19 protein-coding genes are annotated in these 26,489 nt (G+C 60.7%); 16 read left to right on the top strand and 3 right to left on the bottom strand.

The window, feature by feature from the left end; translation table 11 throughout:
• Window positions 1-49: 49 nt before the first annotated feature.
• Window positions 50-2,713 (bottom strand): EAL domain-containing protein, encoded by a 2,664-nt coding sequence (locus tag N8H22_RS02015; RefSeq protein ID WP_264588952.1) that lies wholly within the window; start codon window positions 2,711-2,713, stop codon window positions 50-52.
• Between the two features lie 108 nt (window positions 2,714-2,821).
• Here N8H22_RS02015 and N8H22_RS02010 point away from each other — a divergent pair, with 108 nt between their 5' ends.
• Window positions 2,822-3,349, top strand: a complete 528-nt coding sequence (locus N8H22_RS02010) for a hypothetical protein (protein WP_264588951.1) — start codon at window positions 2,822-2,824, stop codon at window positions 3,347-3,349.
• Between the two features lie 70 nt (window positions 3,350-3,419).
• Here the strand turns inward: N8H22_RS02010 and aceF are convergent, their stop codons facing one another.
• Both aceF and aceE read right to left on the bottom strand, forming a co-directional pair.
• A complete protein-coding gene (gene aceF / locus N8H22_RS02005) occupies window positions 3,420-5,084 on the bottom strand; it encodes a dihydrolipoyllysine-residue acetyltransferase (protein ID WP_264588950.1) in 1,665 nt (554 codons plus the stop codon).
• 11 nt (window positions 5,085-5,095) lie between these two features.
• Complete coding sequence (gene aceE / locus N8H22_RS02000; RefSeq protein WP_264588949.1) at window positions 5,096-7,744, bottom strand: pyruvate dehydrogenase (acetyl-transferring), homodimeric type; 2,649 nt, start codon at window positions 7,742-7,744, stop codon at window positions 5,096-5,098.
• A 272-nt stretch (window positions 7,745-8,016) separates the two neighbouring features.
• Between aceE and glnE the strand changes: the two genes are divergently transcribed.
• From glnE to N8H22_RS01925, 15 genes are all read left to right on the top strand, one after another.
• Complete coding sequence (glnE, locus tag N8H22_RS01995) at window positions 8,017-10,953, top strand: bifunctional [glutamate--ammonia ligase]-adenylyl-L-tyrosine phosphorylase/[glutamate--ammonia-ligase] adenylyltransferase (RefSeq protein WP_264588948.1); 2,937 nt, start codon at window positions 8,017-8,019, stop codon at window positions 10,951-10,953.
• 46 nt (window positions 10,954-10,999) lie between these two features.
• Complete coding sequence (ilvE, locus tag N8H22_RS01990; protein WP_264588947.1) at window positions 11,000-11,923, top strand: branched-chain-amino-acid transaminase; 924 nt, start codon at window positions 11,000-11,002, stop codon at window positions 11,921-11,923.
• A 78-nt stretch (window positions 11,924-12,001) separates the two neighbouring features.
• Window positions 12,002-13,036 carry a lipopolysaccharide heptosyltransferase II gene (waaF, locus tag N8H22_RS01985; protein ID WP_264588946.1) on the top strand — a complete coding sequence of 345 codons (1,035 nt, stop codon included), beginning with the start codon at window positions 12,002-12,004 and terminating at the stop codon, window positions 13,034-13,036.
• On the top strand, window positions 13,037-14,038 hold the full coding sequence (waaC, locus tag N8H22_RS01980) for a lipopolysaccharide heptosyltransferase I (RefSeq protein WP_264588945.1): 1,002 nt from the start codon (window positions 13,037-13,039) through the stop codon (window positions 14,036-14,038).
• Window positions 14,038-15,159 (top strand): glycosyltransferase family 4 protein, encoded by a 1,122-nt coding sequence (locus N8H22_RS01975; protein ID WP_264588944.1) that lies wholly within the window; start codon window positions 14,038-14,040, stop codon window positions 15,157-15,159. Before waaC ends, N8H22_RS01975 begins: the two co-directional genes overlap by 1 nt.
• Before the next feature lie 70 nt (window positions 15,160-15,229).
• Complete coding sequence (gene rfaP, locus N8H22_RS01970) at window positions 15,230-16,036, top strand: lipopolysaccharide core heptose(I) kinase RfaP (protein WP_264588943.1); 807 nt, start codon at window positions 15,230-15,232, stop codon at window positions 16,034-16,036.
• A complete protein-coding gene (locus N8H22_RS01965) occupies window positions 16,033-16,770 on the top strand; it encodes a lipopolysaccharide kinase InaA family protein (RefSeq protein ID WP_264588942.1) in 738 nt (245 codons plus the stop codon). The genes rfaP and N8H22_RS01965 overlap by 4 nt, the downstream gene beginning before the upstream one ends.
• Window positions 16,771-16,775: 5 nt before the next feature.
• A complete protein-coding gene (locus N8H22_RS01960; RefSeq protein WP_264589328.1) occupies window positions 16,776-18,212 on the top strand; it encodes a lipopolysaccharide kinase InaA family protein in 1,437 nt (478 codons plus the stop codon).
• Between the two features lie 184 nt (window positions 18,213-18,396).
• Window positions 18,397-20,151, top strand: a complete 1,755-nt coding sequence (locus N8H22_RS01955; RefSeq protein WP_264588941.1) for a carbamoyltransferase — start codon at window positions 18,397-18,399, stop codon at window positions 20,149-20,151.
• A complete protein-coding gene (locus N8H22_RS01950; RefSeq protein ID WP_264588940.1) occupies window positions 20,138-21,250 on the top strand; it encodes a glycosyltransferase in 1,113 nt (370 codons plus the stop codon). Before N8H22_RS01955 ends, N8H22_RS01950 begins: the two co-directional genes overlap by 14 nt.
• A 6-nt stretch (window positions 21,251-21,256) precedes the next feature.
• A complete protein-coding gene (locus N8H22_RS01945) occupies window positions 21,257-22,138 on the top strand; it encodes a DUF6625 family protein (protein ID WP_264588939.1) in 882 nt (293 codons plus the stop codon).
• The gene (locus N8H22_RS01940) at window positions 22,138-23,427 is read left to right on the top strand and encodes a capsule biosynthesis protein (RefSeq protein ID WP_264588938.1); all 1,290 of its coding nucleotides are present in this window, start codon (window positions 22,138-22,140) and stop codon (window positions 23,425-23,427) included. Before N8H22_RS01945 ends, N8H22_RS01940 begins: the two co-directional genes overlap by 1 nt.
• A complete protein-coding gene (locus N8H22_RS01935) occupies window positions 23,420-25,033 on the top strand; it encodes an aldolase catalytic domain-containing protein (RefSeq protein ID WP_264588937.1) in 1,614 nt (537 codons plus the stop codon). Before N8H22_RS01940 ends, N8H22_RS01935 begins: the two co-directional genes overlap by 8 nt.
• Before the next feature lie 6 nt (window positions 25,034-25,039).
• A complete protein-coding gene (locus tag N8H22_RS01930) occupies window positions 25,040-25,786 on the top strand; it encodes a 3-deoxy-manno-octulosonate cytidylyltransferase (RefSeq protein ID WP_264588936.1) in 747 nt (248 codons plus the stop codon).
• The gene (locus tag N8H22_RS01925) at window positions 25,786-26,442 is read left to right on the top strand and encodes an HAD family hydrolase (RefSeq protein ID WP_346658357.1); all 657 of its coding nucleotides are present in this window, start codon (window positions 25,786-25,788) and stop codon (window positions 26,440-26,442) included. The genes N8H22_RS01930 and N8H22_RS01925 overlap by 1 nt, the downstream gene beginning before the upstream one ends.
• The last annotated feature ends 47 nt before the right edge of the window (window positions 26,443-26,489 follow it).

Here is a 26,489-nt window from a genome sequence, read left to right as displayed (position 1 = left end):
GCCGCTGCCATCTTGAAGCGCTAGCTGCCGGTTGGTCGCCGGCGGTGGTTCACGCCCAGTGCGGATAACGTCGTAGAGCATCCGGCAGCGCTGTGCTGGGGATCGGCTTGTCGAACAGATAACCCTGGCCGATATCGCAGCGCTGACGACGCAGGAATGCGAGCTGCGCGGGGGTCTCGATGCCCTCGGCGACCACCTTGAGACGCAGATTGCGCGCCATGGCAATTACCGCCGAGGTGATTTCCATGTCGTCCTGATTGTCCGGAATGTCCTTGATGAAACTCCGATCGATCTTGATCACGTCGATGGGAAACTTCTTCAGGTAACTGAGGGAGGAATAGCCAGTGCCGAAATCATCCATCGCCAGGGTCACGCCCAGTGCTTTCAGGCCGAGCAGCTGTTGACGGGTTTCCTCGGTGGCATCGAGCAGCAGGCTTTCGGTCAGTTCCAGTTCGAGTAGCTCAGGAGGCAGCTGCTCCTCGTGCAGGATGGTGGCGATCGATGCGATCAGATCCGGATCCGAGAACTGCTTGGGTGACAGGTTGATAGCAACCTGCGGTTTGCCGAGCCCCAGCGCCGCGAGACGCATGCCCATACGACACGCCTCGCGTGCGACCCATTTGCCGATCGGGATGATCAGCCCGGTCTCTTCCGCCACGCTGATGAACTGATCCGGACGGATCATGCCCTTGTCCGGATGGTTCCAGCGCAGCAATGCCTCGACACCCTGCAGGCGTCCGGAGCGCAGGCAGAGCTTGGGCTGATAGAACACTTCCAGTTCGTTCTGGTTCAGCGCGCGACGCAGGTTGTTTTCGACGAACAGTTTGTAGTTGGCCTCGGCATGCAGCGCATCGGTGAACACCTGGACCTGGTTCTTGCCGTTGGCCTTGGCCTTGTGCAGCGCCTGGCCGGCGTGTTTCATGAGGGTTTCCGGATCGCTGCCGTGCAACGGCGCGCATGCCAGGCCGATTGAGCCACTGACACTGATCAGCTGCTGGTCGACGAACAGCGGTTTGTCGAGTGTTCTCAGCACCTGCTGGGCGAGGCGCTGGCCTTCCTCCAGATCCATGCCGTCGAGCAGCAGGGCGAATTCGTTGCTGGCAAAGCGGGCAAGCACGCTGTCGCGATTCAGGCTGTTGCGCAGCCGGCGAGCCAGGCAGGTCAGCAGTTTGTCACCGGTCTGGTGGCCCAGGCTGTCGTTGATTCGCTTGAAATTGTCGATGTCGACCAACAGCAGGCACAGCTGGGGTATTCGATTGCTGGCGAAGCGTTCCTCGATGCTGCGGATGAAGAATGGCCGATTGCCGAGGCTGGTCAGGTTGTCGGTGTAGGCGAGCCGTTCGATATGCTGCTGCGCCATTTTGTTGCGGGTGATGTCTTCGTAGATACCAATGTAGTGAGTCAACTCGCCGGCGTCGTTGAACACCTTGGATATCGACAGCTGGCCCCAGTAGGGCTCCATGTTCTTACGCCGGCTGCGAAATTCGCCTTGCCAGCTGTTGTTCTGCGCCAGTGCGGAAGAGGTGTCGAACAGCAGCTCGCCTAGATTTTCCAGGCTGGTAAGGTCTGCCAGGCGATGACCACGGACTTCCTCGGCGGAGAACTGGGTAATCGTGGTGAAGCTCGGGTTGACGTATTCGACCCGCCCGTCGCGATCGACGAGGACGAACGCGCTGGCGCTTTGCTCAACTGCGCGCTGGAACAGATGTAGCATCTGGGTGGCGTTGACACGCTGCTGGTTGGCCATGACCTGTGCGTACTGGTCGGCGAGCTCACCAGCGAACGCGACTTCGTCTGGCTGCCAGGTGCGCGGATCGCCATCGTGCTGCAGGCAGAGCAGCCCGACCATGTCGCCGCCGACGCGAATCGTGGCATTCAGTACCGAGCGGACCCCGCGGGGTATCAACAATCCACGCGCCAGCTCGCTGGTGCGCGGGTCGAGCAGCACGTCACGGGCGTCGATGGTACGGCTGTTGCGCAATGCGTCGAGATAGCGCGGAAAGGGCGAGAGATCGATAACCGGTGGGTATTCGTACCCGTCGTCGTCGCGCCGGAAGGCGGCGATGGCTTCCAGACGAGTCCCGTTCAACTGCCAGATTGCCGCGCGGCAGACATTGTAGGCTTCGCAGGCCGCCTGGGTGATCAACTCGGCTGCCTCGAGCTGCGGGTCGGACGAGCCGTAGCGATGACGGGCCAGGCGGACAATCAGGTTCTGCTGGGCGCGCGTGCGTACCAGCTGCTCCAACTGTTCATCTGGCGATTCCAGGCCGAGGACGGCATGCAGGCCGTGCGAAGTGCCGCGGTCGTGATCCAAATCGGAAAGCTTCCCTGCAATCAGATATCCAGCAAGCAGCTCGTGGCCGTATTTCTGGCAACGCTCGCCCACTTCAGTCAGTGAGAGAACGCCACGAGGTGTGTGCAGGCGGTACTCGACCGAGTAGTACGCCTGCCGCATCAGCTGCAGCTGAATCTGGTCATGCAACTGATGTCGGGCGTGCGGCTCCATCAGGCTGGCATAGGGCGAGTCGATCAGCGAACAGAGCTCGTTGGCAGGGACGCCGAAATGGCGTTCACATACCGGGTCCAGATAGAGCAACGCCCAGCTGGCCTCGTTCAAACGCTCGAAACGCAGCATTCCGAGCCTCGACGGCACTGGCAACTGCGTCACAACCTCGGTCGCCAAACGGCTGGCGGCATCGGTATGTATTTTCATCGAGCGCTTGGCTTCCAGTATGCTGACCGAACCGCTGGTTGTGCTCTTGCATCGCCCCCAGCAAGCCAACGATGGCGAATTAATACTAACTTCAAGCAAGGGTGCATCATGCGACGAGGACTGACAAGTCGGCGGGTGAAGTTATTGGTGGCATCGATTTTCTGCTATGCCGCAGTGCAGGTTCACGCCGCCGAGTCGCTGCAATTCGACACCAGCGAAGCCGAGCGTTATCTGTCCGACCTGAAGGCCTTGTACATGGTCTCCAGCGAGCGCGACGCCTTGCTGGCACACAGTAATGGCCTGCTCGATACCTACGCACTGCGGGTCGCTTACCAGGTCGGCGTGCCGAACCCGCAAGACCTCCACTACCGATTGAGCGCCGCCGGCTCCGGCGAGCTACAGGTCCGGGAGGAGGTGCGCGGCCCAGGTAGCGGGATCGCGGTGCGCAATCGTAGCCTGTCAGTGTATGGCCTCGATCCCTATCTGAGCTATCGCTGCCCGCCACAGGGGCCGGCCTGCATCATCGATAGTCCGGCCGACGGCACGCCGCTGGTCACTATCCTGCGCGACCCGAAGGGCGCCGAAGAGCTGGCCAAGGCTCTATCATTCCTTATCCGCAACCTGCAGAAGGGCTGACGCTCCGAGGATGATGAGGAACAAAAAACCCCGCGACTGTGCGGGGTTTTTTGTGTGCGTCAATGGAGCGTTAAAGCAGCAGCGTGCGGATGTCCGCCAGCAGCTCGGACAGACGCTTGGTGAAGCGCGCTGCCGCCGCGCCGTTGATCACGCGGTGATCGTAGGACAGCGACAGTGGCAGCATCAGGCGCGGCTGGAAGGCCGAGCCGTCCCATACCGGCTGCATGGTGGCTTTGCTGACACCGAGGATCGCCACCTCAGGCGCATTGACGATCGGCGTGAAGCCGGTGCCGCCGATGTGGCCGAGGCTGGAGATGGTGAAGCAGGCACCCTGCATCGCATCCGGCGAGAGCTTCTTGTTGCGCGCCTTGTCCGCCAGCTCGGCGGCTTCGCCGGCCAACTGCAGCAGGCTCTTCTGGTCGACGTCACGGATCACCGGGACCATCAGGCCGTCCGGGGTGTCCACGGCGAAGCCGATGTGCACGTACTTCTTGCGGATCAGCGCCTTGCCGCTCGGGGCCAGCGAGCTGTTGAAGTCCGGCAGTTCCTGCAGCAGGTGCGCGCAAGCCTTGAGCAGTAGTGGCAATACGGTGAGCTTGACGCCGGCCTTCTCGGCGGCGGCCTTCTGCGCCACACGGAAGGTTTCCAGCTCGGTGATGTCCGCGGACTCGAACTGGGTCACGTGCGGCACGTTGAGCCAGCTGCGATGCAGGTTGGCGGCGCCGATCTGCATCAGTCGCGACATCGCGACTTCCTCGACCTCGCCGAACTTGCTGAAGTCCACGGCAGGGATTGGCGGGATGCCGGCGCCGCCGGTTGCCATTGCGGTCGGTTCGGCCTTGCCCTGCTGCAGCATGGTCTTCACATACTGCTGCACGTCTTCCTTGAGGATGCGTCCCTTCGGACCGCTGCCGGCGACTGCGCTCAGCTCGACGCCGAACTCGCGGGCCAGCTGGCGCACGGCCGGGCCGGCATGCACCTTGGCGCCGTCGCGGCTCGGTGCGCCGACCGCCTGTGGAGCTTCGCTCTGCGCGGTTGGTGCCGGCTTGCGGTCGGCTTGTTCTGGGCTTGCGGCCTTGGCCGGTTCGGCGGGACTCGGTGCTGGCGTCGACTCGGCCTGCTTGGCCGGTGCCGCGCCCTGGACCTTGAGGGTCAGGATGAGGTCGCCGGTGCCGACCTCATCGTTCAGCTTGATCGCCAAGCTTTCCACCACGCCAGCCGCCGGCGATGGGATCTCCATGCTGGCCTTGTCCGACTCCAGGGTGATCAGCGACTGCTCGGCCTGCACCGAGTCGCCGGCCTTGACCATGATCTCGATGACGTTGGCCTTGCCGGCCGAGCCGATGTCCGGCACGCGGATTTCCTGACTCTGCTCTGCAGCGCCGGCGGACGCCGGTGTTTCGCTAGCGGCCGGAGCATCGCTAGCCTCGGCTTCGTCCGGTGCTTGGGTCGGCTGCGGCGCTTCAGCTGCCGGGGCGGGTGCTTCGGCAGCCGCTTCGCCGCCTTCGCTTTCCAGTTCCAGCAGTTCGTCGCCTTCCTTCAGGCGATCACCCAGCTTGACCTTGAGGGCTTTGACCACACCGGCCTTGGGTGCCGGAATTTCCATGCTGGCCTTGTCCGACTCCAGCGTCAGCAGGCTCTGCTCGGCTTCGATGCGATCGCCAACCTTGACGAACAGCTCGATCACTTCACCTTCGCCGCTGCCGATGTCGGGTACGCGAATCAGTTCACTCATGGCTTCGCTCCTCAGCAGTCCAGCGGGTTGGGTTTGTTGGCGTCAATGCCGAACTTGGCGATTGCTTCGGCCAGCACCTTGGCTTCCATTTCCCCGCGTGCGACCAGCTGCTCCAGCGCGGCCAGCACGACCCAGTTGCGATCCACTTCGAAGTGATGACGCAGCTTCTTGCGGCTATCGCTGCGGCCGAAACCGTCGGTGCCCAGCACGCGGTATTCGCGGCTCGGTACCCACTGGCGGATCTGGTCGGCGAACAGCTTCATGTAGTCGGTCGAGGCCACTACCGGGCCCTTGCGGCCAGCCAGGCACTGTTCGACGTAGGACTGCTGTGGCTTCTCGTGCGGGTGCAGGAGGTTCCAGCGATCCACCGCCAGGCCGTCGCGGCGCAGTTCGTTGAAGCTCGGCACGCTCCAGACGTCAGCGGCGACGCCGTAGTCTTCGCGGAGGATCTTCGCCGCCTCGCGCACTTCGCGCAGGATGGTGCCGGAACCAAGCAGCTGGACGTGATGCGCGGCGTCCATCTTGTCTTCTTCGAGCAGGTACATGCCCTTGATGATGCCGTCTTCCACGCCCTCCGGCATCGCCGGCTGCTGGTAGGCTTCGTTCATCACGGTGATGTAGTAGAAGATGTTCTGCTGCTCTTCGGTCATCTGGCGGATGCCTTCACGGATGATCACCGCCAGCTCGTAGCCATAGGTGGGGTCATAGGTGCGGCAGTTGGGTATGGTTGCGGCGAGGATATGGCTGTGGCCGTCCTCGTGCTGCAAGCCTTCGCCATTGAGCGTGGTACGTCCGGCGGTGCCGCCGATGAGGAAACCGCGTGCACGGCTGTCGCCAGCCGCCCAGGCCAGGTCGCCGATGCGCTGGAAGCCGAACATCGAATAGAACACGTAGAACGGCAGCATCGGCTGGTTGTGATTGCTGTAGGCAGTCGCCGCGGCAATCCAGCTGGACATGGCGCCGGCCTCATTGATGCCTTCCTCGAGGATCTGCCCTTTCTTGTCCTCGCGGTAGAACATCACCTGATCCTTGTCTACCGGCTGATACAGCTGGCCGACCGAGGAGTAGATGCCGAGCTGGCGGAACATGCCTTCCATGCCGAAGGTACGCGCCTCGTCCGGAATGATCGGCACGATGCGCGAGCCCAGATCCTTGTCCTTGACCAGCTGTGCCAGTACGCGGACGAAGGCCATGGTGGTGGAAATCTCGCGATCACCGGAGCCGTCGAGGATGGCCTTGAGGGTGTCCAGCGGCGGGGTCGGGATGCTGAAGCTCCTGGTGCGGCGCTGCGGCACGAAGCCACCGAGTGCCTCGCGCTTCTGGCGCAGGTATTTGGCCTCGGCGCTGTCCTCCTCGGGTTTGTAGAACGGCAGCTTTTCCAGATCCTCGTCGCGAATCGGGATGTTGAAGCTGTCGCGGAAACGCTTGAGGCTCTCGACGTCGACCTTCTTCACGTTGTGCGCAATGTTCTGCGCCTGACCGGAGCCGGTGCCGTAGCCCTTGATGGTCTTGGCCAGGATCACGGTGGGCTGGCCCTTGTGGTTCACTGCCTGGTGATAGGCCGCATAGACCTTGTACGGGTCGTGGCCACCGCGATTGAGCTTCCAGATCTCCTCGTCGGAGAGGTCCTTGACCATCTCCAGCAGCTCGGGACGTGCACCGAAGAAATGCTTGCGCACGAACGCGCCGTCGTTGGCCTTGTAGTTCTGGTAGTCGCCGTCAACCACTTCGTCCATGCGTGCCTGCAGCAGGCCGGCTTCGTCCTTGGCGAACAGCGGGTCCCACAGACGGCCCCAGATGACCTTGTTGACGTTCCAGTTGGCACCGCGGAAGTTGCCTTCCAGCTCCTGGATGATCTTGCCGTTGCCGCGTACCGGACCGTCGAGACGCTGCAGGTTGCAGTTGATGACGAAGATCAGGTTGTCCAGCTTCTCGCGGCCGGCCAGGGAGATGGCGCCCAGGGACTCCGGCTCGTCGCACTCGCCGTCGCCGAGGAAGCACCAGACCTTCTGCTTGCCGGCTGGGATGAAGCCGCGGTCTTCCAGGTACTTCATGAAGCGTGCCTGGTAGATTGCCTGGATCGGGCCGAGGCCCATGGACACCGTGGGGAATTGCCAGAAGTCCGGCATCAGCCAGGGGTGCGGGTAGGAGGACAGGCCGTTGCCGTCCACTTCGCGGCGGAAGTTGTTCAGCTGCTCTTCGCTGATGCGCCCTTCGAGGAACGCACGAGCGTAGACGCCCGGGGAGGCGTGGCCCTGGAAATAGATCAGGTCGCCACCGTGCTCTTCGGTCGGTGCCTTGAAGAAATAGTTGAAACCGATGTCGTACAGCGTCGCGCTGGAGGCGAAAGTGGAGATGTGGCCGCCCAGATCCGGATCCGCCAAATTCGTGCGCATCACCATGGCCAGTGCGTTCCAGCGCACCAGCGAACGGATGCGGCGCTCCATGAACAAGTCGCCGGGCATCCGTGCTTCGTGAGTAACGGGTATGGTGTTGCGGTAGGGCGTGGTGATCGCGTAGGGCAGTTGAGTGCCGCTGCGGGTGGCCAGTTCGCCCATCCGCGTCATCAAATAGTGAGCGCGTTCTTCACCCTCGCGATCGAGGACGGACTCGAGGGCGTCCAGCCATTCCTGGGTTTCGACGGGATCGAGATCTTGCATGGCTTGCTCCATGGCGGAAAGGCTTCCAGAATCGGTCGCCTGCTGCGCGTCCCGCTTTTTGAGCGGGGGCGTATATATGTTCTTGGGTAATGCCGGGGATAGGGCCGGACGCCTGTAGTTTTACTACAAAACTACGCCGTGATCAGCCCCCTGCAGCATTCTTTAGTAGTAAAACTACAATAGCAGTGGCGCTGCCATCCTCCGATAGTGGCAGTTGCGAGGCTCTAGGCCGCGCGATTCACAGTTTTCGACGGTGAAAAAGGATTACCTACATGAGCCTGCCACCTCTGGCTGCATTACCTGTCTCGCTTCAGCCTTTTGTCAGTCGCGCGCAGGAGTCGTTCCTCCTGGGCATCGACGGCTCGTCCGGACAGACTATGGCCGCGTGGCCGGCATCCCTGCGCGAGATGTTCGGCCGCGTCTGTGCCGCCAGCGATTTTGTCAGCGAACAGGTTAGCCGAGATCCGCAGATGTTGCTGGAGCTGATGGGCGAGGGCCTGCTGGAGCGGGCGCTGCAACCAGGCGAGATGCGAGCCATGTTGGCGGCCTTGCTCGCCGAGTGCGACAGCGAAGATGAGCTAGCGGTGCTACTGCGGCGTTTTCGCAACCGACAGCAGGTGCGCATCATCTGGCGCGACCTAGCCCGCCAGGCGGATCTGGCGGAAACCTGCCGCGACCTGTCGGAGATGGCCGATGCCTGCATCGATCTGGCGTATCACTGGTTGTACGTCCGTCATTGCGAGCAATTCGGTGTGCCAACCGGGCATCGCTCCGGCAAGCCGCAACACATGGTGGTGCTGGGCATGGGCAAGCTCGGTGCCCACGAGCTGAACCTGTCTTCGGACATCGATCTGATCTTCGGTTATCCGGAAGGTGGGGAAACCGTCGGTGCCAAGCGCGCGCTGGATAACCAAGACTTCTTCGTGCGCCTTGGCCAGCGCCTGATCAAGGCACTCGATGCGATCACCGTCGACGGCTTTGTGTTCCGCGTCGACATGCGCCTGCGGCCGTACGGTTCTTCCGGGCCGCTGGTATTCAGCTTCAGCGCGCTGGAGCAGTACTACCAGGACCAGGGGCGCGACTGGGAACGCTACGCGATGATCAAGGCTCGTGTCGTGGCCGGCGACCAGCGGGCGGGTAAGGAGCTGCTGGAAATGCTGCGGCCGTTCGTCTATCGGCGCTACCTGGACTTCTCGGCCATCGAGGCGCTGCGCAGCATGAAGCAGCTGATCCAGCAGGAAGTCCGCCGCAAGGGCATGGCCGCCAACATCAAGCTGGGCGCCGGCGGCATTCGCGAGGTGGAGTTCATCGCTCAGGCGTTTCAGCTGATTCACGGCGGGCGAGATCTCAGTCTGCAACAGCGGTCGTTGCTCAAGGTATTGGCGACGCTGGCAGGGCAAGGCTATCTGCCGTCGGCAGCCGTCGACGAGTTGCGTGAAGGCTACGAATTCCTCCGCTACACCGAGCATGCGCTGCAGACGATCGGCGACCGCCAGACGCAGATGCTGCCGGAAAGCCAGGTGGATTGTGAGCGGGTTGCCTTCATGCTCGGCTTCGATGGCTGGCAGGCGTTTCATGAGCGGTTGCTGCACTGGCGTGGGCGTATCGACTGGCATTTCCGTCAGGTCATCGCCGATCCCGACGAGGACGAAGACAGCGAAGGCGAGAGCCTGGTGGGCGGGGAATGGCTACCGCTGTGGGAGCAGGATTGGGACGAGGAATTTGCCTGCCGGCAATTGACCGAGGCGGGCTTTCGCGATGGTCAGGCGGCCTGCCAGCGCCTAGCGGCGCTGCGCAACGGCAAGCAGGTGCGCACCATGCAGCGGCTGGGGCGCGAGCGGCTAGATGCGTTCATCCCGCGCCTGCTTGCATTGGCGGTCGAACAGGACGACCCGGATCTGGTGCTCGAACGCGTTTTGCCGCTGGTGGAAGCGGTTGCGCGGCGTTCCGCCTACTTGGTCCTCCTCACTGAGAACCCTGGAGCTTTGCAGCGCTTGCTGGAACTCTGTGCCGCTAGCCCGTGGATCGCCGAGCAGATCGCCCGCTTCCCGTTGTTGCTCGACGAGCTGCTCAACGCCGGGCGTCTTTACAGTCCGCCGCAGGCGCCGGAGCTGGCCGCCGAACTGCGCGAGCGGCTGATGCGCATTCCCGAAGACGATCTTGAGCAACAGATGGAGGCTTTGCGCAACTTCAAGCTGGCGCACCGTCTGCGAGTCGCCGCCTCGGAAATTGCCGGTACGCTGCCGTTGATGAAGGTCAGCGACTACCTGACCTGGCTGGCCGAGGCGGTGCTGGAGGAGGTGCTGATGCTCGCCTGGCGCTACATGGTCGCGCGTTACGGCCAGCCGAGCCGCAGCGACGGCACGCTCTGCGATCCGGCGTTCGTCATCGTCGGCTACGGCAAGGTTGGCGGTATCGAGTTGGGGCATGGCTCGGATCTCGACCTGGTGTTCATCCATGACGGCGACCCGGCCGCCGAAACCGATGGCGCCAAGCCGATCGACAGCGCGCAGTTCTTCACGCGTCTGGGGCAACGCATCATCCACCTGCTGACGACCCAGACCACTTCCGGCCAGCTTTATGAAGTAGACATGCGCCTGCGGCCGTCCGGTGCGTCCGGGCTGCTGGTCAGCTCGCTGGCCGCCTTCGAGCGCTACCAGAGCCAGGAAGCCTGGACCTGGGAGCATCAGGCGCTGGTGCGGGCTCGGGTGCTGGTCGGCTGCCCGCGACTGGCGGCGGATTTCGAGCGGGTGCGGGCCGCGGTACTCGGTCGTGCGCGCGACCTGCAGGCGCTGCGCCGCGAAGTCAGCGAGATGCGCGCGAAGATGCGCGACAACCTCGGCACGCGCTCCAGCCACGCCGGCGTAGATGACAACGCCTTCGAGGCAGCCGCCGAGTTCAATCTCAAGCAGGACGCCGGTGGTATCGTGGATATTGAATTTATGGTGCAATACGCGGCTTTGGCGTGGTCGCACCAGCATCCCGAACTGCTGCGCTATACCGATAACATCCGCATTCTCGATGGGTTGGAGCAGGCCGGGTTGATGACCGGCGATGAGGTCCGGCTGCTGCAGGACGCCTACAAGGCCTACCGTGCGGCAGCCCACCGGCAATCACTGCAGAAGCAGCCCGGAGTGGTGAGTGGGGATCAATTCCACGACGAGCGCCGCGCTGTCATGCGCATCTGGCGTGAGTTGGGCCTTAGCTGAGCCCCGTCGGGCTACTGGCAAATTCGAATTCTGAGGAGCTGGCAAGATGTCGATGGCCGATCGTGATGGCGTCATCTGGTATGACGGCGAACTGGTGCAGTGGCGCGATGCGACCACCCATGTGCTGACCCATACCCTGCACTACGGCATGGGCGTGTTCGAAGGTGTGCGCGCCTACAACACGCCAGACGGCACGGCGATCTTCCGCCTGCAGGCGCACACTGACCGCCTGTTCGACTCGGCGCACATCATGAACATGCCGATGCCGTACTCGAAGGAAGAGATCAACGAGGCGACCCGCGCCGCGGTACGCGAGAACAATCTGGAAAGCGCCTACATCCGCCCGATGGTGTTCTACGGAAGCGAGGGCATGGGCCTGCGCGCCAGCGGCCTGAAAGTGCACGTGATCGTCGCCGCCTGGCACTGGGGCGCCTACATGGGCGACGAGGCGCTGGAATTGGGCATCAAGGTGCGCACCAGTTCCTTCACCCGTCACCACGTCAACATCACCATGACCCGCGCCAAGTCCAATGGTGCCTACATCAACTCGATGCTGGCCCTGCAGGAAGCCATTTCCGGCGGCGCTGACGAAGCGCTGATGCTGGATCCGGAAGGCTACGTGGCCGAAGGTTCGGGCGAGAACATCTTCATCATCAAGGATGGCGTGATCTACACCCCGGAAGTCACCGCCTGCCTGAACGGCATCACCCGCGGTACGGTGCTGACTCTGGCCAGCGAGCTGGGCCTGAAGGTGGTCGAGAAACGCATCACCCGCGATGAGGTATACATCGCCGACGAAGCCTTCTTCACCGGCACTGCCGCCGAAGTGACCCCGATTCGTGAAGTGGATGGCCGCGCCATCGGTATCGGCCGTCGCGGCCCGGTCACCGAGAAGCTGCAGAAAGCCTACTTCGACCTGGTCACCGGCAAGACCGATGCCCACGCCGAGTGGCGGACACTGGTCAAGTAAGCCTGGCGCTGGGAGCCGGCGACGCATGATTCGCTTGCCGGCCAGGCTTCCAGCCCCTCAGCTTATGGCTTAGAGCTTATGAACATACTGATCGTAGGACCCAGCTGGGTGGGCGACATGGTGATGGCGCAGACGCTGTTCGTCTGCCTGAAACAGCGCCATCCCGACTGTCAGATCGACGTGCTGGCGCCCGAATGGAGCCGGCCGATTCTCGAGCGCATGCCCGAGGTACGCCAGGCCCTGAGCTTTCCGCTCGGGCACGGTGTGCTCGACATGGCGACCCGGCGCAAGGTCGCGCAAAGCCTGCGTGGTCAGTACGAGCAGGCGATCCTGTTGCCCAATTCCCTGAAGTCGGCGCTGGTGCCGTTCTTCGCCGGCATTCCCAAGCGCACCGGCTGGCGCGGGGAAATGCGCTTTGGCCTGCTCAACGACATGCGCAAGCTCGACAAGCAGCGTTACCCGCTGATGATCGAGCGCTTCATGGCGCTGGCCTTCGAGCCCGGTGTCGAGCTGCCCAAGCCATATCCAAACCCTTCGCTGCGCATCGACGCCGAGATCCGTGACGCTGCGCTGGCTCGTTTCGGCCTCAGCCTGGATCGTCCGGTGCTGGCGCTGTGCCCCGGTGCCGAGTTCGGCGAATCCAAGCGCTGGCCGGCCGAGCACTTCGCCCAGGTGGCAGAGGCGAAGATCCGTGACGGCTGGCAGGTTTGGCTGTTCGGTTCGAAGAACGACCATGGCGTGGGCGAAGACATCCGCCAGCGGCTGATTCCGGGCCTGCGCGAGGAGACGGTGAACCTGGCTGGCGAGACCAGCCTGGCAGAGGCCATCGACCTGCTGTCCTGCGCCGAAGCGGTGGTATCCAACGACTCAGGGCTGATGCATGTGTCCGCAGCGCTGGGACGCCCACTGGTTGCCGTCTACGGTTCTACCTCGCCGGCCTTTACCCCACCGCTTTCCGACCAAGTGGAAGTGGTGCGTCTGGGTCTGGATTGCAGTCCCTGTTTCGAGCGCACCTGCCGTTTCGGCCACAACAATTGCATGCGCGAACTGCAGGCACATGTGGTGATCGAGGCGCTGGATCGCCTGCTGCCGCAGCTGGTCGAGGTACGCTGATTGAAGGTTCTGCTGGTCAAGACCTCGTCGCTGGGCGATGTCGTGCATACCCTGCCGGCGCTGACCGATGCACAGCGGGCGCTGCCCGGCGTCCAGTTCGACTGGGTGGTGGAGGAGGGCTTCGCCGAAATTCCGGCCTGGCATCCGGCGGTGGCGCAGGTGATCCCGGTCGCGATTCGTCGCTGGCGCAAGCACCCGTTGCAGACCCTGCGCAACGGTGAATGGCAGCGTTTCAAGGCACGCCTGCGGGAAGGCCGTTACGACCTGGTGATCGATGCCCAGGGCTTGCTGAAAAGCGCCTGGCTGACGCGCTACGTCAAGGCACCGGTGGTCGGGCTGGATCGCGATTCGGCCCGCGAGCCCATCGCCGCGCGCTTCTACGATCGCTGCTATGCGGTACCGCGTGATCAGCATGCGCTGGAACGGGTACGCCAGCTGTTCGCCCAGGCGCTCGGTTATCCGCTGCTGCAGGATGTCGCCGACTACGGGCTCGATCGCGAGCAGATGGCCGCTCCCAGCGATCAGCCCTACCTGCTATTCCTGCATGGCACCACCTGGCCGAGCAAGCACTGGCCGGAAGCCTACTGGCGCGAGCTGGCCGAGCGCATGAGCGATTTCGGCTGGGCGATCCGCCTGCCGTGGGGTAATGCCGAAGAGAAGGCGCGGGCCGAGCGCATTGTCAGCGGCATTGCCAACGCTGCGGTGCTGCCGAAGCTCAATCTCGCCGGTGTCGCCCGGGTAATCGCTGGTGCGCGCGCCTGCGTCGCGGTGGATACCGGCCTCGGCCACCTGGCCGCGGCGCTGGACGTGCCGAGCGTTTCGCTCTATGGGCCGACTCTGCCCGGGCGGGTCGGTGCCTACGGGCGCTCCCAGGTGCATTTGTGCGCCAGCGGCCCGAATGCCGGCAGCGGAGATCGGCACAAGCCCTGTTTCGACGATCTGCGCCCCGAACGCGTCGTCACCGAACTGAAAGCCCTGCTGCGGGCCCCGGAGTCCGTCTGATGCAACTGGCCTTCATTCTCTACAAGTACTTTCCCTTCGGTGGACTGCAGCGCGACTTCATGCGTATCGCCCTGGAGTGCCAGCGCCGTGGCCATGGGATCCGTGTCTACGCGATGGTCTGGGAAGGCGAGGTGCCGGATGGCTTCGAGGTGCTGATCGCGCCAGTCAAGGCGCTGTTCAATCACACCCGCAACGAGCGCTTCACCGCCTGGGTCGAGACGGACCTGGCCAAGCGCCCGGTGGACCGGGTGATCGGCTTCAACAAGATGCCCGGGTTGGATGTGTACTACGCGGCCGACCCCTGCTTCGAGGACAAGGCGCAGACCCTGCGCAACCCGATCTACCGGCGCTGGGGCCGCTACAAGCACTTCGCCGAGTACGAGCGCGCGGTATTCGCGCCAGAGGCGAAGACCGAGATCCTGATGATCTCCGAGGTGCAGCAGCCGCTGTTCGTCAAGCACTACGGCACGCCAGCCACGCGCTTTCACCTGCTGCCGCCGGGGATCGCCCAGGACCGCCGCGCGCCGGTCAATGCCGCGCAGATTCGCGCCGAGTTCCGTGAGGAGTTCGAGGTGCGGCCCGACGAATTGCTGCTGGTTCAGATCGGTTCCGGCTTCAAGACCAAGGGCGTCGACCGTAGCCTCAAGGCCCTGGCTGCGCTGCCGCGCGAACTGAGTCGGCGCACTCGGCTGCTGGTGATCGGTCAGGACGATCCCAAGCCATTCAAGCTACAAGCCAAGGCGCTGGGCGTCTCTAGCATGGTCGAGTTTCTCCGGGGCCGTAGTGACATTCCGCGTTTCCTGCTGGGCGCCGATCTGCTGATCCATCCGGCCTACAACGAGAACACCGGCACGGTGTTGCTGGAGGCCCTGGTGGCCGGGCTGCCGGTGTTGGTCAGCGATGTGTGCGGCTATGCGCACTACATTGCCGAAGCCGATTGCGGTTGCGTGGTGCCGAGCCCCTTCGATCAGGGAGCGTTCGATCGTCTGCTGGCGCAGATGCTCGAAGATGACCGGCAGAGGGCCGTCTGGAGTCGCAATGCGCTGGCGTTCGCCGATACGGCGGATCTTTATTCAATGCCGCAGAAAGCCGCCGATGTGATTCTGGAGGGCAAGGCATGACGGCCGCGGAGCATGCGTTCACTTGCAAGTGGCTGGCCCCTCAGGCCGGAATGACGCGCCGGGAGTGCCTATGCGCCTGATGCTAGCGGAACCGTTCAAGAGTCTCTGGCAGGACAAGGATCCCTTCGTCGAAGTCGAGCGCCTGCAGGGTCAGGTCTATCGCGAGCTGGAGGGGCGCCGCACGCTGCGGACCGAAGTCGCCGGACGCGGCTACTTCGTCAAGATTCATCGAGGTATCGGCTGGGGCGAGATCGCCAAGAATCTGCTGACTGCCAAGGCGCCCGTGCTCGGCGCCGGCCAGGAATGGCGGGCGATCCAGCGTCTGCACGAAGTCGGCGTGCCGACCATGACCGCGGTGGCTTATGGTGAGCGCGGGGCCAATCCGGCCAGCCAGCATTCGTTCATCATCACCGAAGAGCTTGCGCCGACCGTCAGCCTCGAGGATTTCTCGGTGAACTGGCGCGAGCAGCCGCCGTTACCGGCGCTCAAGCGCGCACTGATCGCCGAAGTCGCCCGCATGGCCGGTACCATGCACCGCGCCGGTGTGAATCATCGGGACTTCTATATCTGTCACTTTCTGCTGCACACCGACAAGCCCGTTACAGCGCGTGATTTCCGCTTGTCGCTGATTGACCTGCACCGCGCGCAGACGCGTGGCCAGACGCCGCGCCGCTGGCGCGACAAGGACCTGGCCGGGCTGTACTTCTCGGCGCTGGAGATCGGCCTGACCCGGCGTGACAAGTTACGCTTTCTGCGTGATTACTTTCAGCGGCCGCTGCGCGAGATTCTTCATGACGAGGTCGCCTTGCTGGCCTGGCTGCAGCGCAAGGCGGAAAAACTGCAGGCGCGCAAGCAGCGCTATGGGGATGCGCTTTGACGAGTCGCTGGGTTCTCGAGCCAGCATATGCCGATCTGAGTCCGGACTTCGGTAGCCTGGCAAGCGTTTTCGCCCTCGAGGGGGAGCGCATTACCCGGGACTCCATTTCTGATGTTCTCAGGGTTGAGATTGCTGGTGTGCGCTATTACGTCAAGCGCTACAGGGCGATTGGCTCTCGGTTGCGCACCTACTTTCGCCGGCCGCGCATTGAAGTTGAATGGCTGAATCTTCAGCGATTTTCACAATGGGGCATTCTGACTGCATCCATCGTGGCTTATGGCGTAGAGCGCAGGTGTGGTGCCTTTTCACGCGGCGCGTTGATCACGCGGGAGCTGGAGGGGGCGATAGACCTGGCCGCAATGGCGGCGAACAAGGATCCACGCCTGGCAGATCCTCACTGGGTTGACAGGATCAGTCGCGAACTTGCCACCGCGACCAGAACGCTACATGAACACCGGTTCGCTCATAACGACTTGAAGTGGCGCAATCTGCTGGTGGATCGGCAGGGGCGGCTGTATTTCATTGATTGCCCGACCGGCGACTTCTGGTGGGGGCCGTTTCTAGAGCGGCGAGTGATCAAGGACCTGGCGTGTCTGGATAAGGTGGCTAAGTACACGCTCCGGCGTACCCAGCGCTTGCGCTTCTATCTTCAGTACAGTGGCCGCCAGAAACTGGACGCCAGTGACAAGGCTAAGCTGCGGGCGGTGCTGAAGTATTTTGAGGGGCGCGAATGAATCGACTGAAGCTCAGCGACCTGGCGAGATCCGGTCGTCATCCTTCGCTACCTCTCGAGCTCAACGTGACGGCGGAAGGGGCGGGTGCCTCGGCGCTGCTCATTGATACCTGGTTGCGAGTATTGCCGGGGCAGCGTTATGTCGGACGGGCGATCCGGAACGGACAGCCGGTATTGGTCAAGTTGTTGGTCGGCGACAAAGCCGCCCGACATTTCCAGCGAGAGCGTGAAGGGGCAGCTCTCTTGAGCGAGCAGGGTATGCGTACTCCTGTGCTGCTGGATGAAGGGTGGCTTGAAGGCGAGGGAGGGTGGTTGACCTTCAATTACCTTGAGGGCGCTCGAAGTCTTTGGGAGTCTTGGCGGGAGCTGGAACGAGAAACCCTGCTGTCTGATGCTCAACAGCTCGTGCTAGCGGAGGCGCTGGAGCTGATTGCTCATATGCATGCGCATGGCATCTGGCAGGCTGATCTTCATCTGGACAACTTGCTTAAGTTGGACGGTCGGCTCTACGTAGTCGATGGCGGCGGGGTGAAGGCCGAGACGCCAGGTAGTCCGTTGTCGCGCGAGCGGGTGCTGGAAAACCTGGGCGTCTTCTTTGCCCAGTTGCCGGCCGAGATCGAGCCGTTCATCGAAGAGTTGCTGGTGCATTATCTGCTCGCCAACAGCGCGCATGCGTTGCCGCTGGAAGCGCTACTCAAGGAGATTCACCAGACGCGTACCTGGCGTCTGCGTGATTACCTGAAAAAGATCGCCCGCGACTGCACGCTGTTCAGCGCGTGTATCGGGGCGTTCGGTGCGCGGGTCGTGCGGCGCGATGAAGAACCCGGTTTGCGGGCGGTGTTGGCCGATCCGGATGGGTTCATCGCGCGGGGCAAGCTGTTCAAGACCGGGGGCGCGGCAACGGTCGCGCGAACCGAGCTGGATGGCCGGGCGCTGCTGATCAAGCGCTACAACATCAAGAACCCGCTGCATTGGCTAAAGCGCTTCTGGCGGCCCAGCCGTGCTTGGCACAGTTGGGTCGAAGGCAATCGCCTCGATTTTCTCGGGATCGCCACGCCTCGCCTGCTGGCTGTGATCGAGCGCCGCTGGTTGTGGCTACGAGGCCCGGCGTGGCTGGTGACCGAGGTGCTGGATGGGCCGGATATCATCGCCCACTGGCAGCGATATCTGGACGCTACCCCTCCAGAAGACGAGCTGCAGGCGCTCGACCGTCTCTTTGCCAGCCTGATTCGCGATCGCATCAGCCACGGCGACCTCAAGGGGCACAATCTGTTCTGGGAAAACGGTCGCTGGTCCCTGATTGATCTCGATGCGGTACGGCAGCACAGGAGCGATGCTGCGTTCGTTCGCGCCTATGCCCGTGATCGGGCGCGCTTTCTGCGCAACTGGCCGGCTGACTCGGCTTTGCATCGCCTGCTCGATGCGCGCTTGCCACAGCCATGAATCGTCGCATCAGATAGTTCTGGCGCTGCCGTTCGTAGCCTGGCAGGCGCTGCGCCGTTCCTACTGATGCTTCCAGGCCAATGGTGTCGGTATAATTTGCCGCTTTGTGTGCGACCGTCCGTAACGGCCGTGTTTATCGGTTCCGTGATAGCCTTGCGCCATCACTCATTCAAGAGGCTTCTCCGTGGCACTGACGATTCTCGGTTTGTCCGGCGCTCTCAGCCATGACCCTTCCGCGGCGCTTTATATCGATGGCAAATTGATCGCTGCTGTCGAAGAAGAGCGCTTCGTGCGCGACAAGCACGCCAAGAACCGTATGCCCTACGAGTCCGCCAAGTTCTGTCTGGAGCAGGCGGGCATCAAGCCGAGTGACGTCGATGTGGTGGCTATTCCGTTCGCGCCGATCAGCATCTTCGAGAAGGCGCGCTGGCACTATGCCAAGCGCTACTGGTATGCACCGGACCGTGCGCTGGATGCCATTCTCATGGGCAACCGCCGCTACTACCGCTACAAGAAGCGCATCGAATGGTGCCTGCAGCAACTGGGCTTCGACCTTAAGAAGATCAAGATCCAGCCGGTCGAGCATCACCTGGCCCACGCCTCCAGCGCCTACCACTGCTCCGGCTTCACTGAGAAGACCGCGATCCTCGGCATCGACGGCAAGGGCGAGTACGCCACCACCTTCTTCGGCTATGGCGAGAATGGCCGTATCCACAAGATCAAGGAATTCTACGATCCGGATTCGCTGGGTGGCCTGTACGGTGCAATCACCGAATTCCTCGGCTTCGAGATGCTTGACGGCGAATTCAAGGTGATGGGCATGGCGCCGTACGGTGATGCTGCCAAGTACGACTTCTCGCGGCTGGCCAAATTCGAGAACGGCGAGCTGACCATCAACACCGAGTACGCCAACGTCATCGGCTTCCGTCGTTACAAGGAAAAAGGCAAGGGCTACTACTTCTCGCCCAAGCTGATCGAGTGGCTGGGGCCCAAGCGCGAAGGCGACATCGCCGACGATCCCTACATCCATTACGCGGCCGCCATGCAGGCGCTGTTCGAGAAGCTCGCGCTTGAGATGATGGATTACTATCTGGGCGACATCATCAAGCAAACTGGCAAGATCGCCTTCGCTGGCGGCTGCGCGCTTAACGTCAAGCTCAACCAGAAGATCATCGCCCGTGACGAGGTCAAGGAACTGTTCGTTCAGCCGGCCTCGGGCGATGCCGGTACCGCCGTCGGTGCAGCGGCGTATGTATCGGTCCAGCGCGGAGTACCGGTGGAGAAGATGGAGCACGTCTATCTCGGCCCGTCTTATTCCAACGAAGACGTTATCGCTGCCTGTGCCCGGCACCCGAACAAGCCGGTGTTCAAGCAGATCGCCAACACCCCCGAGCGCATCGCTCGAATCATGGCGGACGGCAACCCCGTGGCCTGGTTCCAGGGACGCATGGAGTTCGGCCCGCGCGCCCTTGGCGGCCGTTCGATCATTGGCTGTCCGAGCGTGCCGGGCGTGGCTGATCGCATTAACGAGCAGATCAAGTTCCGCGAGCGCTGGAGACCCTTCTGTCCGTCCATGCTCGACACGGTTGCGCCACAGATGCTCAAGGTCGACCATCCGAGCCCATTCATGACTTTTACCTTCGAGGTCAATGAGGAGTGGAAGTCCCGCGTTGGCGAAGTGGTGCACGAGGACGGTACATCGCGCGCCCAAGTATTGGAGCGCCGCCACAATCCTCGCTGGTACGACCTGATGCTTGAACTGGAGAAACTCACCGGCAACGGCGTGTCATTGAACACCTCGCTCAACCGTCGCGGCGAACCGATGATCTGCTCGCCGACCGATGCGCTGGATATGTTCTACGGTTCCGACCTGCAGTACCTGATCATGGAGGACATTCTCGTGGTCAAGGACGGGAAGGATTGGTATGACGGCGTCTGAGCAGTGGGTGCTGCAGTTCTGCCACAGCTATGACGGACCCTTTCTCGATTGTGCGCGGCAGTACGCCGCGCTTTTCGTTGGCACGCCATACAAAGTTTGCACCGTTTACCTCATCGGGGCCCCAAGCGATGAGGTGGTGCGAGGCTCGGCTTCGGACGAGGTGATCTTCCTCGATTACAGCAGCCGTGACGTACGTGGTTTGAAGTTGCGGGCGATCCGCGATATTCGAAAGATTGCCACGACACGCACTTTCGCTTTCTGTATCGCACATCGATTCAAACCGATCTACGTGGCGCTACTAGGCACTACGCTACCGGTAATCGGCGTGCACCATGCCTTTGGCGATTACCAGCGCCGTTCCCGTCAGTTGTTCGCCAACTTCTATCGCAAGCGTCTGACCTTGTTGGGTGTTTCCAACGCCGTACGCGATGACATCCGCGCCTGCCTGACGAGCTGGCCTGCCGAACGCATAGAAACGCTGTACAACCGCATCGATATCGAGGCGGTGCAGGCTGAACAGGTGTCTCGTGAAGAAGCTCGCACATTGCTGCAGCTACCCCAGGATGCTTGGGTGGTCGGTAATGTGGGTCGACTACACCCTGATAAGGATCAGGCTACCCTGATTCGCGGCTTCGCATTGGCGCTACCTCAACTGCCGACCGGTAGTCTGCTGGCGATCATGGGAAGCGGCCCTCTGGAGTCGTCGCTAAAGGCGTTGGTAGTCGAGCTTGGTATAGATAAGCAGGTTCGCTTCTTGGGTCAGATTCGTCACGGACGGCGTTACTTCAGGGCGTTCGACGTCTTTGCTTTGAGTTCAGACCATGAGCCATTCGGGATGGTTCTTCTTGAGGCGATGGCGGCAAACGTGCCGGTGATCTGTAACGACACTGGTGGCGGAAAGGAGGTGGTTGGTTATGCCGAGCAGTTTTTTCAGTCGGCGGACCCTAAGGCCTTGGCTACTAGTCTCGTAGATATTGCTTCAAAAAATGAGCTGCAATTCCGTGAGATAACTTCTAGGCAGCTGATTCGCATACAAGAACAATTTACCGATGCCGTTTCGAGAGTGCGATTCTGGCGCCTCGGTGAGTATTGGGAGTAGCGCTTAATGAGAAAAAACCCAAGTATTATTATAATAATTCCATACTTTGGGAGGTGGCCGTTTTGGATGCCGTTTTTTATCGAGAGCTGCCGAGCTAACCAGGATGTTAATTGGCTATTGATTGGTGATTGTGATCAATTGAAATGCCTTCCGAATAATGTGCAACAGCGTTTCACTACATTTGATGACTATTGTGGTTTTATATCTGCCCGCCTAGGCATACATTTTCGGCCGTCCAATCCTTATAAGTTGTGTGATCTCAAGCCGGCCCTGGGGTTCCTACATGAGGCGGATGTTGCGGAGTATGACTTTTGGGGGTTTAGCGATCTGGATGTGATTTATGGCGACTTGCGTGCTTATTTCACGAGGGAGCGCTTGAGTCGCTACAAACTGCTTGCGACGCATGAACGGCGTGTTTCTGGGCATCTTTGTCTTTTGCGTAATGCCCCTGAGGTGAATAAGCTTTTTTGGAAAATTCCTGATTTTGTACGGCGTGCCGAGGATCCGAAAAATCATGCCTTAGATGAAGGAGGGTTCAGTCGAATATTTCTTTGGCGAAAGAACTTTCCTAAACCACTTTTTGTGTTCGTTGGGTTGTTTAATCGCTGGCGTCGTGTTGCGGAGTTCAAGGAGGCATTCAGCACGCCTAATGGCATTAGGCCGTGGACTGACGGTACACAAGATTACCCCTCTTACTGGGTATGGAGTGAAGGGTGTCTTCGTAACTCCAAGGATGGGGATAGGAAATTCCCATACCTGCACTTCTTGGTTTGGAAGAAAAACTGGGCGTCACTTGGCGACGTGATGAGCTATGACGAGGCTCAGGCTTTGGCGTGTCAGAAAAGTTGGCGGATCGATAAAGATGGTTTTCATCCGGAGGCCGCGTAGTGACGCTGCTCGTAGATGCATGGCGCCTTAAAGCGCGGGAGCTGGATCGATATCGATGGCGCGTATTGCGCGAGGAGCATGGTCGGCTGGGAAGTGCGCTGCGCTTCAGTCGGGATGTGATTAATGATGTGCTATTCGGGCTGCGCGCTTATTTCCGTCTGAGCCAGGAAATCAAGGCCGAACCCTGTGACTTTCTGCTGCTGCAGTCTGCTCCGAAGGTTATCGCGTTTCACCGAAAACGACTGTTGATGGAGGCGCTTCGTCAGCGAGGGCATTCGTTGATCGAAACAGCCCTGCAGCAACCGAAGACAATTCTTGCGTATCGATTACTTGCACGGCCACCACAGCGAGTCCCATTACGCTATCTCGGATATGCCGCTTACGCTCAATGGCTGGTCCTGCATCACAGGCCGCGGATATTGCTTAATGACCGCAATGGAAGTCTCTACGCGCCATTTCTGCGTCTTGCATTGAACGCTCAGCGTGGGCTCCTGATTCATCTGGCTCATGCAACGACGGTTGAGGGCTCGCAGCGTTTGGGAATGAATGACTACGACTACTATTTTCTGTTCGGGCGCAGCTCCCTTGAAGCCTTACAGCGGCGAAAGCTGAGATTTGGTGCGTCTACCGCGGTAATGGCGGGTTCCCACATGATCGACGATGCTTTCGATCTGGCGCCTGCGAGTGCTGATCGTCGGGTTGTTCTGGTTCTCGGGGTGGGACCCGACAAGGAGAAGGAGCCGGGCTACACCCGTACCTACGAGCTGATTCGTAGTTGGGCCGAGCGAAATCCTGATCATGAGGTGCTGATCAAGGCACACCCGCGCAGCCGGGTGCCGTTCTGGCACGAGGCCGCGGATGTTATGCCCAATCTGCAGGTCTTGCCGAGCGAATGCGGTCTGGCCGAAGCGCTGGGTCGCGCCTCTATTGTGATCAATATTATGTCCAACGCTGTGATCGAGGCAGCGCTAGCCCGGCGGCCGGTAATTTATGTCAACTGCAGTGGGCAGCCGGATATCTTTGATCAAGAGCGTTTTTTTGGTCCCTGCATCTGCGCAGTTGATGAGTTGGAACGACGGATTCGCGAGAAGGAGGTTGAGTATCCGGCGAGCGTTCTGGTTGCCGAACAGTTCGCTCAACATCATCTCGCAGCGGCTAGTCATGGCTTGCAACAGAACATCGATCTGCTTGAGCAGTTGCTTACTTCGGGGCGTTGTGACGGTGTATTCCTACCTCCTGCGGGGCTTGAATGTCGGCAGAGTGAAGTGAGAGGGCAAACCAATGAGTGATCAGCGGACGGTGTTGCTCGATTGCACACTCCGAGATGGTGGCTACTACAACAATTGGGATTTCGACGAGGCTCTGGTTCAGGACTATCTGCAGGCGATGGCCGCCATTTCCATCGATTATGTGGAGCTAGGCTTTCGGGGGTTTCCGGCCTCGGGTTTCCGTGGCGCGTTCGCATATACCACCGACAGCTTCCTGCGAAGCCTGAACGTACCCGACGGTTTGAAGATCGGAGTCATGGTGAATGCCAGCGAGGTACTCGGACATGCCGATGGCATGTTGCCTGCACTGCGTCACCTATTCACTCCAGCTGAGCAATCGCCCGTGCAGTTGGTGCGGTTGGCTTGCCACATCCATGAGTTCGAGGCGGCTCTCTCTGCGTGCGACTGGCTTTGCGAGCAAGGCTATTCGGTGGGCATAAATCTGATGCAGATTGCTGACCGCGATCCGCAGGAAGTAGAACGTCTTGCCCGCTTGGCTCAGGGGCATTCGCTGGACGTCTTATATTTTGCCGACAGCATGGGCAGCCTTTCGCCGGACCAGACTTCAGCGGTTGTGCAAGCGCTGCGTCGCGGGTGGCAGGGCGCCTTGGGTATCCATACTCACGACAACTGCGCCATGGCCCTGGCGAACACCTTGCGGGCGCTCGACGATGGAGTCAGCTGGTTAGACAGCACCGTCACCGGGATGGGGCGAGGTCCAGGTAACGTCCGCACCGAGTATTTGGTCATTGAGCTGATGGCGAAACGGAGTCGGCCCGTGAACGTGGCGCCGTTGTTTAATCTGATTTCGCGGCATTTGCAGCCGCTTCAGCAGCGTCATGGGTGGGGTACCAACCCGTACTATTTTCTGGCAGGTATCTACGGGATTCATCCGACCTACATTCAAGAAATGCTTGCCGACTCGCGTTACGCGGAAGAGGACCTTTTGGTCGTCATCGACTTCCTTAAACATCAGGGTGGGAAGAAGTTCAATCCGGGAACCTTGGAGTCCGCGCGCCATTTCTATTCCGGCGAGCCACAAGGCACCTGGTCACCAAGGGAGCTGATCGCTGGCCGGGAGGTTCTTCTGCTTGGTAGTGGGCCAGGAGTGGCTCGTCACCGGCAGGGGTTGGAGGACTACATTCAACGGGCCAAGCCGTTCGTAATTGCTCTGAACACACAAGGCGACGTCGCGGGAGAGTTAATTGATGCCCGCGCCGCATGCCATCCCTTCCGTCTGATGGCTGACTGTCGCGAACACAGGCGACTGCCGCAGCCCTTGATTACACCAGCGCATATGCTTCCGGCGGAAGTGCGGGCGGCGCTGGAGGGCAAGAAGATGCTCGACTTTGGAATCGCCGTACAGTCTGGGCACTTCAGCTTCGCACGGCAGCACTGCATCCTGCCTACGTCGCTGGTTGCTGCTTATGCGCTGGCTGTTGCAGCGAGCGGAGAGGCGTCTCGGATACTGTTGGCAGGCTTTGATGGCTACTCGGCGGATGATCCTCGAACACTGGAAGTCAATCAGATGCTTGAAGCCTATCAGCGTGTTCCGTCTGCGCCTGAGCTGCTGGCAGTTACCCCGACTCGTTATCAGGTCCCTTGTGGCTCCATTTATGCGCTGTGAATAACAATGCCTTCTGAACTTCCCAATTATGCAGTAATCATTCCGGCACGCTTCGAGTCCACCCGTCTTCCAGGTAAGCCGTTGATCAACCTCCTTGGTGTACCGATGGTGGTGCGTACCTATAGGCAATGTATTCAGGCGTGCCCGCCAGAGCGTGTGTATGTTGCTACCGATGACTTGCGCATCGAGGCTGCGTGCCGCGCGCATGGAATCAACGTTCTGATGACGTCAAGCGACTGCCTGACGGGAACTGACCGGGTCGCCGAATGCGCGGATCAATTAACGGCCGATGTGTTCATCAACGTTCAGGGAGACGAACCAGTATTCAACCCTGAGGATCTGACGAGGTTTCTGGACTGTTTGAGCTCCCATCCGGGTGAGATCCTCAATGGCTTTTGTGTGATCGACAGTGAAGCCATGTACCACAGTAGTAGCACTCCTAAGGTGGTCATGCGCCCTGACGGCCGGTTGCTGTATATGTCCCGTGCGCCTATTCCAGGTAACAAGTCTCACTCTTTCGCGTGCGCGTGGCGGCAGGTCTGCGTTTATGCATTTCCCCGACGGGCTCTGGAGGATTTCGCATCCCACCCAGCGAAAACGCCGCTAGAGAATCTGGAAGATATCGAGATACTGCGCTTCCTGGAACTGGGTTGGGATGTGCGCATGATCGAGCTTTCCGCGCAATCCGTGGCCGTGGACAACCCAGAGGACGTCGCACGTGCCGAGGCGGTGATTCGCGAGCGAGAATTATGATGCGTGCCCTTACTGACTATCACTCGCTCGTCTTTGATTGTGATGGGGTAATACTGGACTCAAATCGCGTAAAGACCGATGCCTTTTACCAGGCGGCACTGCCTTTTGGTGCCGAGGCGGCAACTGCTCTCGTAAAGTATCACGTCGCCAATGGTGGTATTTCCAGATATAAGAAGTTCGAATATTTTCTTACTAGTATTGTCCGGCACGCGAGCGTCGATGAGCTGGATGGGCTCCTGTCTCGTTATGCCGAGCACGTCCGAGAAGGTTTACTTACCTGTCAAGTGGCTGAGGGGCTCGAGAGTCTTAGGGCCGCGCTGCCGAATAGTAATTGGATGATTGTTTCAGGTGGCGATCAGGGGGAGTTGCGTGAAATCTTCGCAATTAGAGGGCTTTCATCTCTTTTTAATGGTGGGATATACGGGAGTCCAGCAGATAAGGGTGAAATTCTCGCGCGCGAAATTGACCGTAAAAATATAGGGTTGCCCGCACTGTTCTTAGGGGATAGCCGTTTCGATTATCTAAGTGCGATCAATGCTGGTTTGGATTTTATATTTGTCAGTGAGTGGACGGAGTTCGAGGGTTGGCAGGAATATTTTTCTAGCCAGCCAGTTCCTGTTGAAAGCTGCAGAAATATCGGATCGCTAATTTTTTGAATTTTCCTTTTATCTATGCGATTTTGGGTTGTTTGCCTAGTCGTAAT

Source organism: Stutzerimonas sp. S1, assembly GCF_025966695.1.
GTDB lineage: Bacteria > Pseudomonadota > Gammaproteobacteria > Pseudomonadales > Pseudomonadaceae > Stutzerimonas.
The sequence above is the reverse complement of the archived record's forward strand: the minus strand, read 5'-3'. Positions and strand labels throughout refer to the sequence as shown.

What these genes read in the sequence shown, in the direction of transcription:
- aceF (WP_264588950.1), bottom strand. Translation starts at nt 5,084, where the DNA reads ATGAGTGAACTGATTCGCGTACCCGACATCGGCAGCGGCGAAGGTGAA.
- N8H22_RS01930 (WP_264588936.1), top strand. Translation starts at nt 25,040, where the DNA reads ATGCCTTCTGAACTTCCCAATTATGCAGTAATCATTCCGGCACGCTTC.
- rfaP (WP_264588943.1), top strand. Translation starts at nt 15,230, where the DNA reads ATGCGCCTGATGCTAGCGGAACCGTTCAAGAGTCTCTGGCAGGACAAG.
- N8H22_RS01975 (WP_264588944.1), top strand. Translation starts at nt 14,038, where the DNA reads ATGCAACTGGCCTTCATTCTCTACAAGTACTTTCCCTTCGGTGGACTG.
- N8H22_RS01925 (WP_346658357.1), top strand. Translation starts at nt 25,786, where the DNA reads ATGCGTGCCCTTACTGACTATCACTCGCTCGTCTTTGATTGTGATGGG.
- waaF (WP_264588946.1), top strand. Translation starts at nt 12,002, where the DNA reads ATGAACATACTGATCGTAGGACCCAGCTGGGTGGGCGACATGGTGATG.
- N8H22_RS01935 (WP_264588937.1), top strand. Translation starts at nt 23,420, where the DNA reads ATGAGTGATCAGCGGACGGTGTTGCTCGATTGCACACTCCGAGATGGT.
- aceE (WP_264588949.1), bottom strand. Translation starts at nt 7,744, where the DNA reads ATGCAAGATCTCGATCCCGTCGAAACCCAGGAATGGCTGGACGCCCTC.
- ilvE (WP_264588947.1), top strand. Translation starts at nt 11,000, where the DNA reads ATGTCGATGGCCGATCGTGATGGCGTCATCTGGTATGACGGCGAACTG.
- glnE (WP_264588948.1), top strand. Translation starts at nt 8,017, where the DNA reads ATGAGCCTGCCACCTCTGGCTGCATTACCTGTCTCGCTTCAGCCTTTT.
- N8H22_RS01950 (WP_264588940.1), top strand. Translation starts at nt 20,138, where the DNA reads ATGACGGCGTCTGAGCAGTGGGTGCTGCAGTTCTGCCACAGCTATGAC.
- N8H22_RS02010 (WP_264588951.1), top strand. Translation starts at nt 2,822, where the DNA reads ATGCGACGAGGACTGACAAGTCGGCGGGTGAAGTTATTGGTGGCATCG.
- N8H22_RS01945 (WP_264588939.1), top strand. Translation starts at nt 21,257, where the DNA reads ATGAGAAAAAACCCAAGTATTATTATAATAATTCCATACTTTGGGAGG.
- N8H22_RS02015 (WP_264588952.1), bottom strand. Translation starts at nt 2,713, where the DNA reads ATGAAAATACATACCGATGCCGCCAGCCGTTTGGCGACCGAGGTTGTG.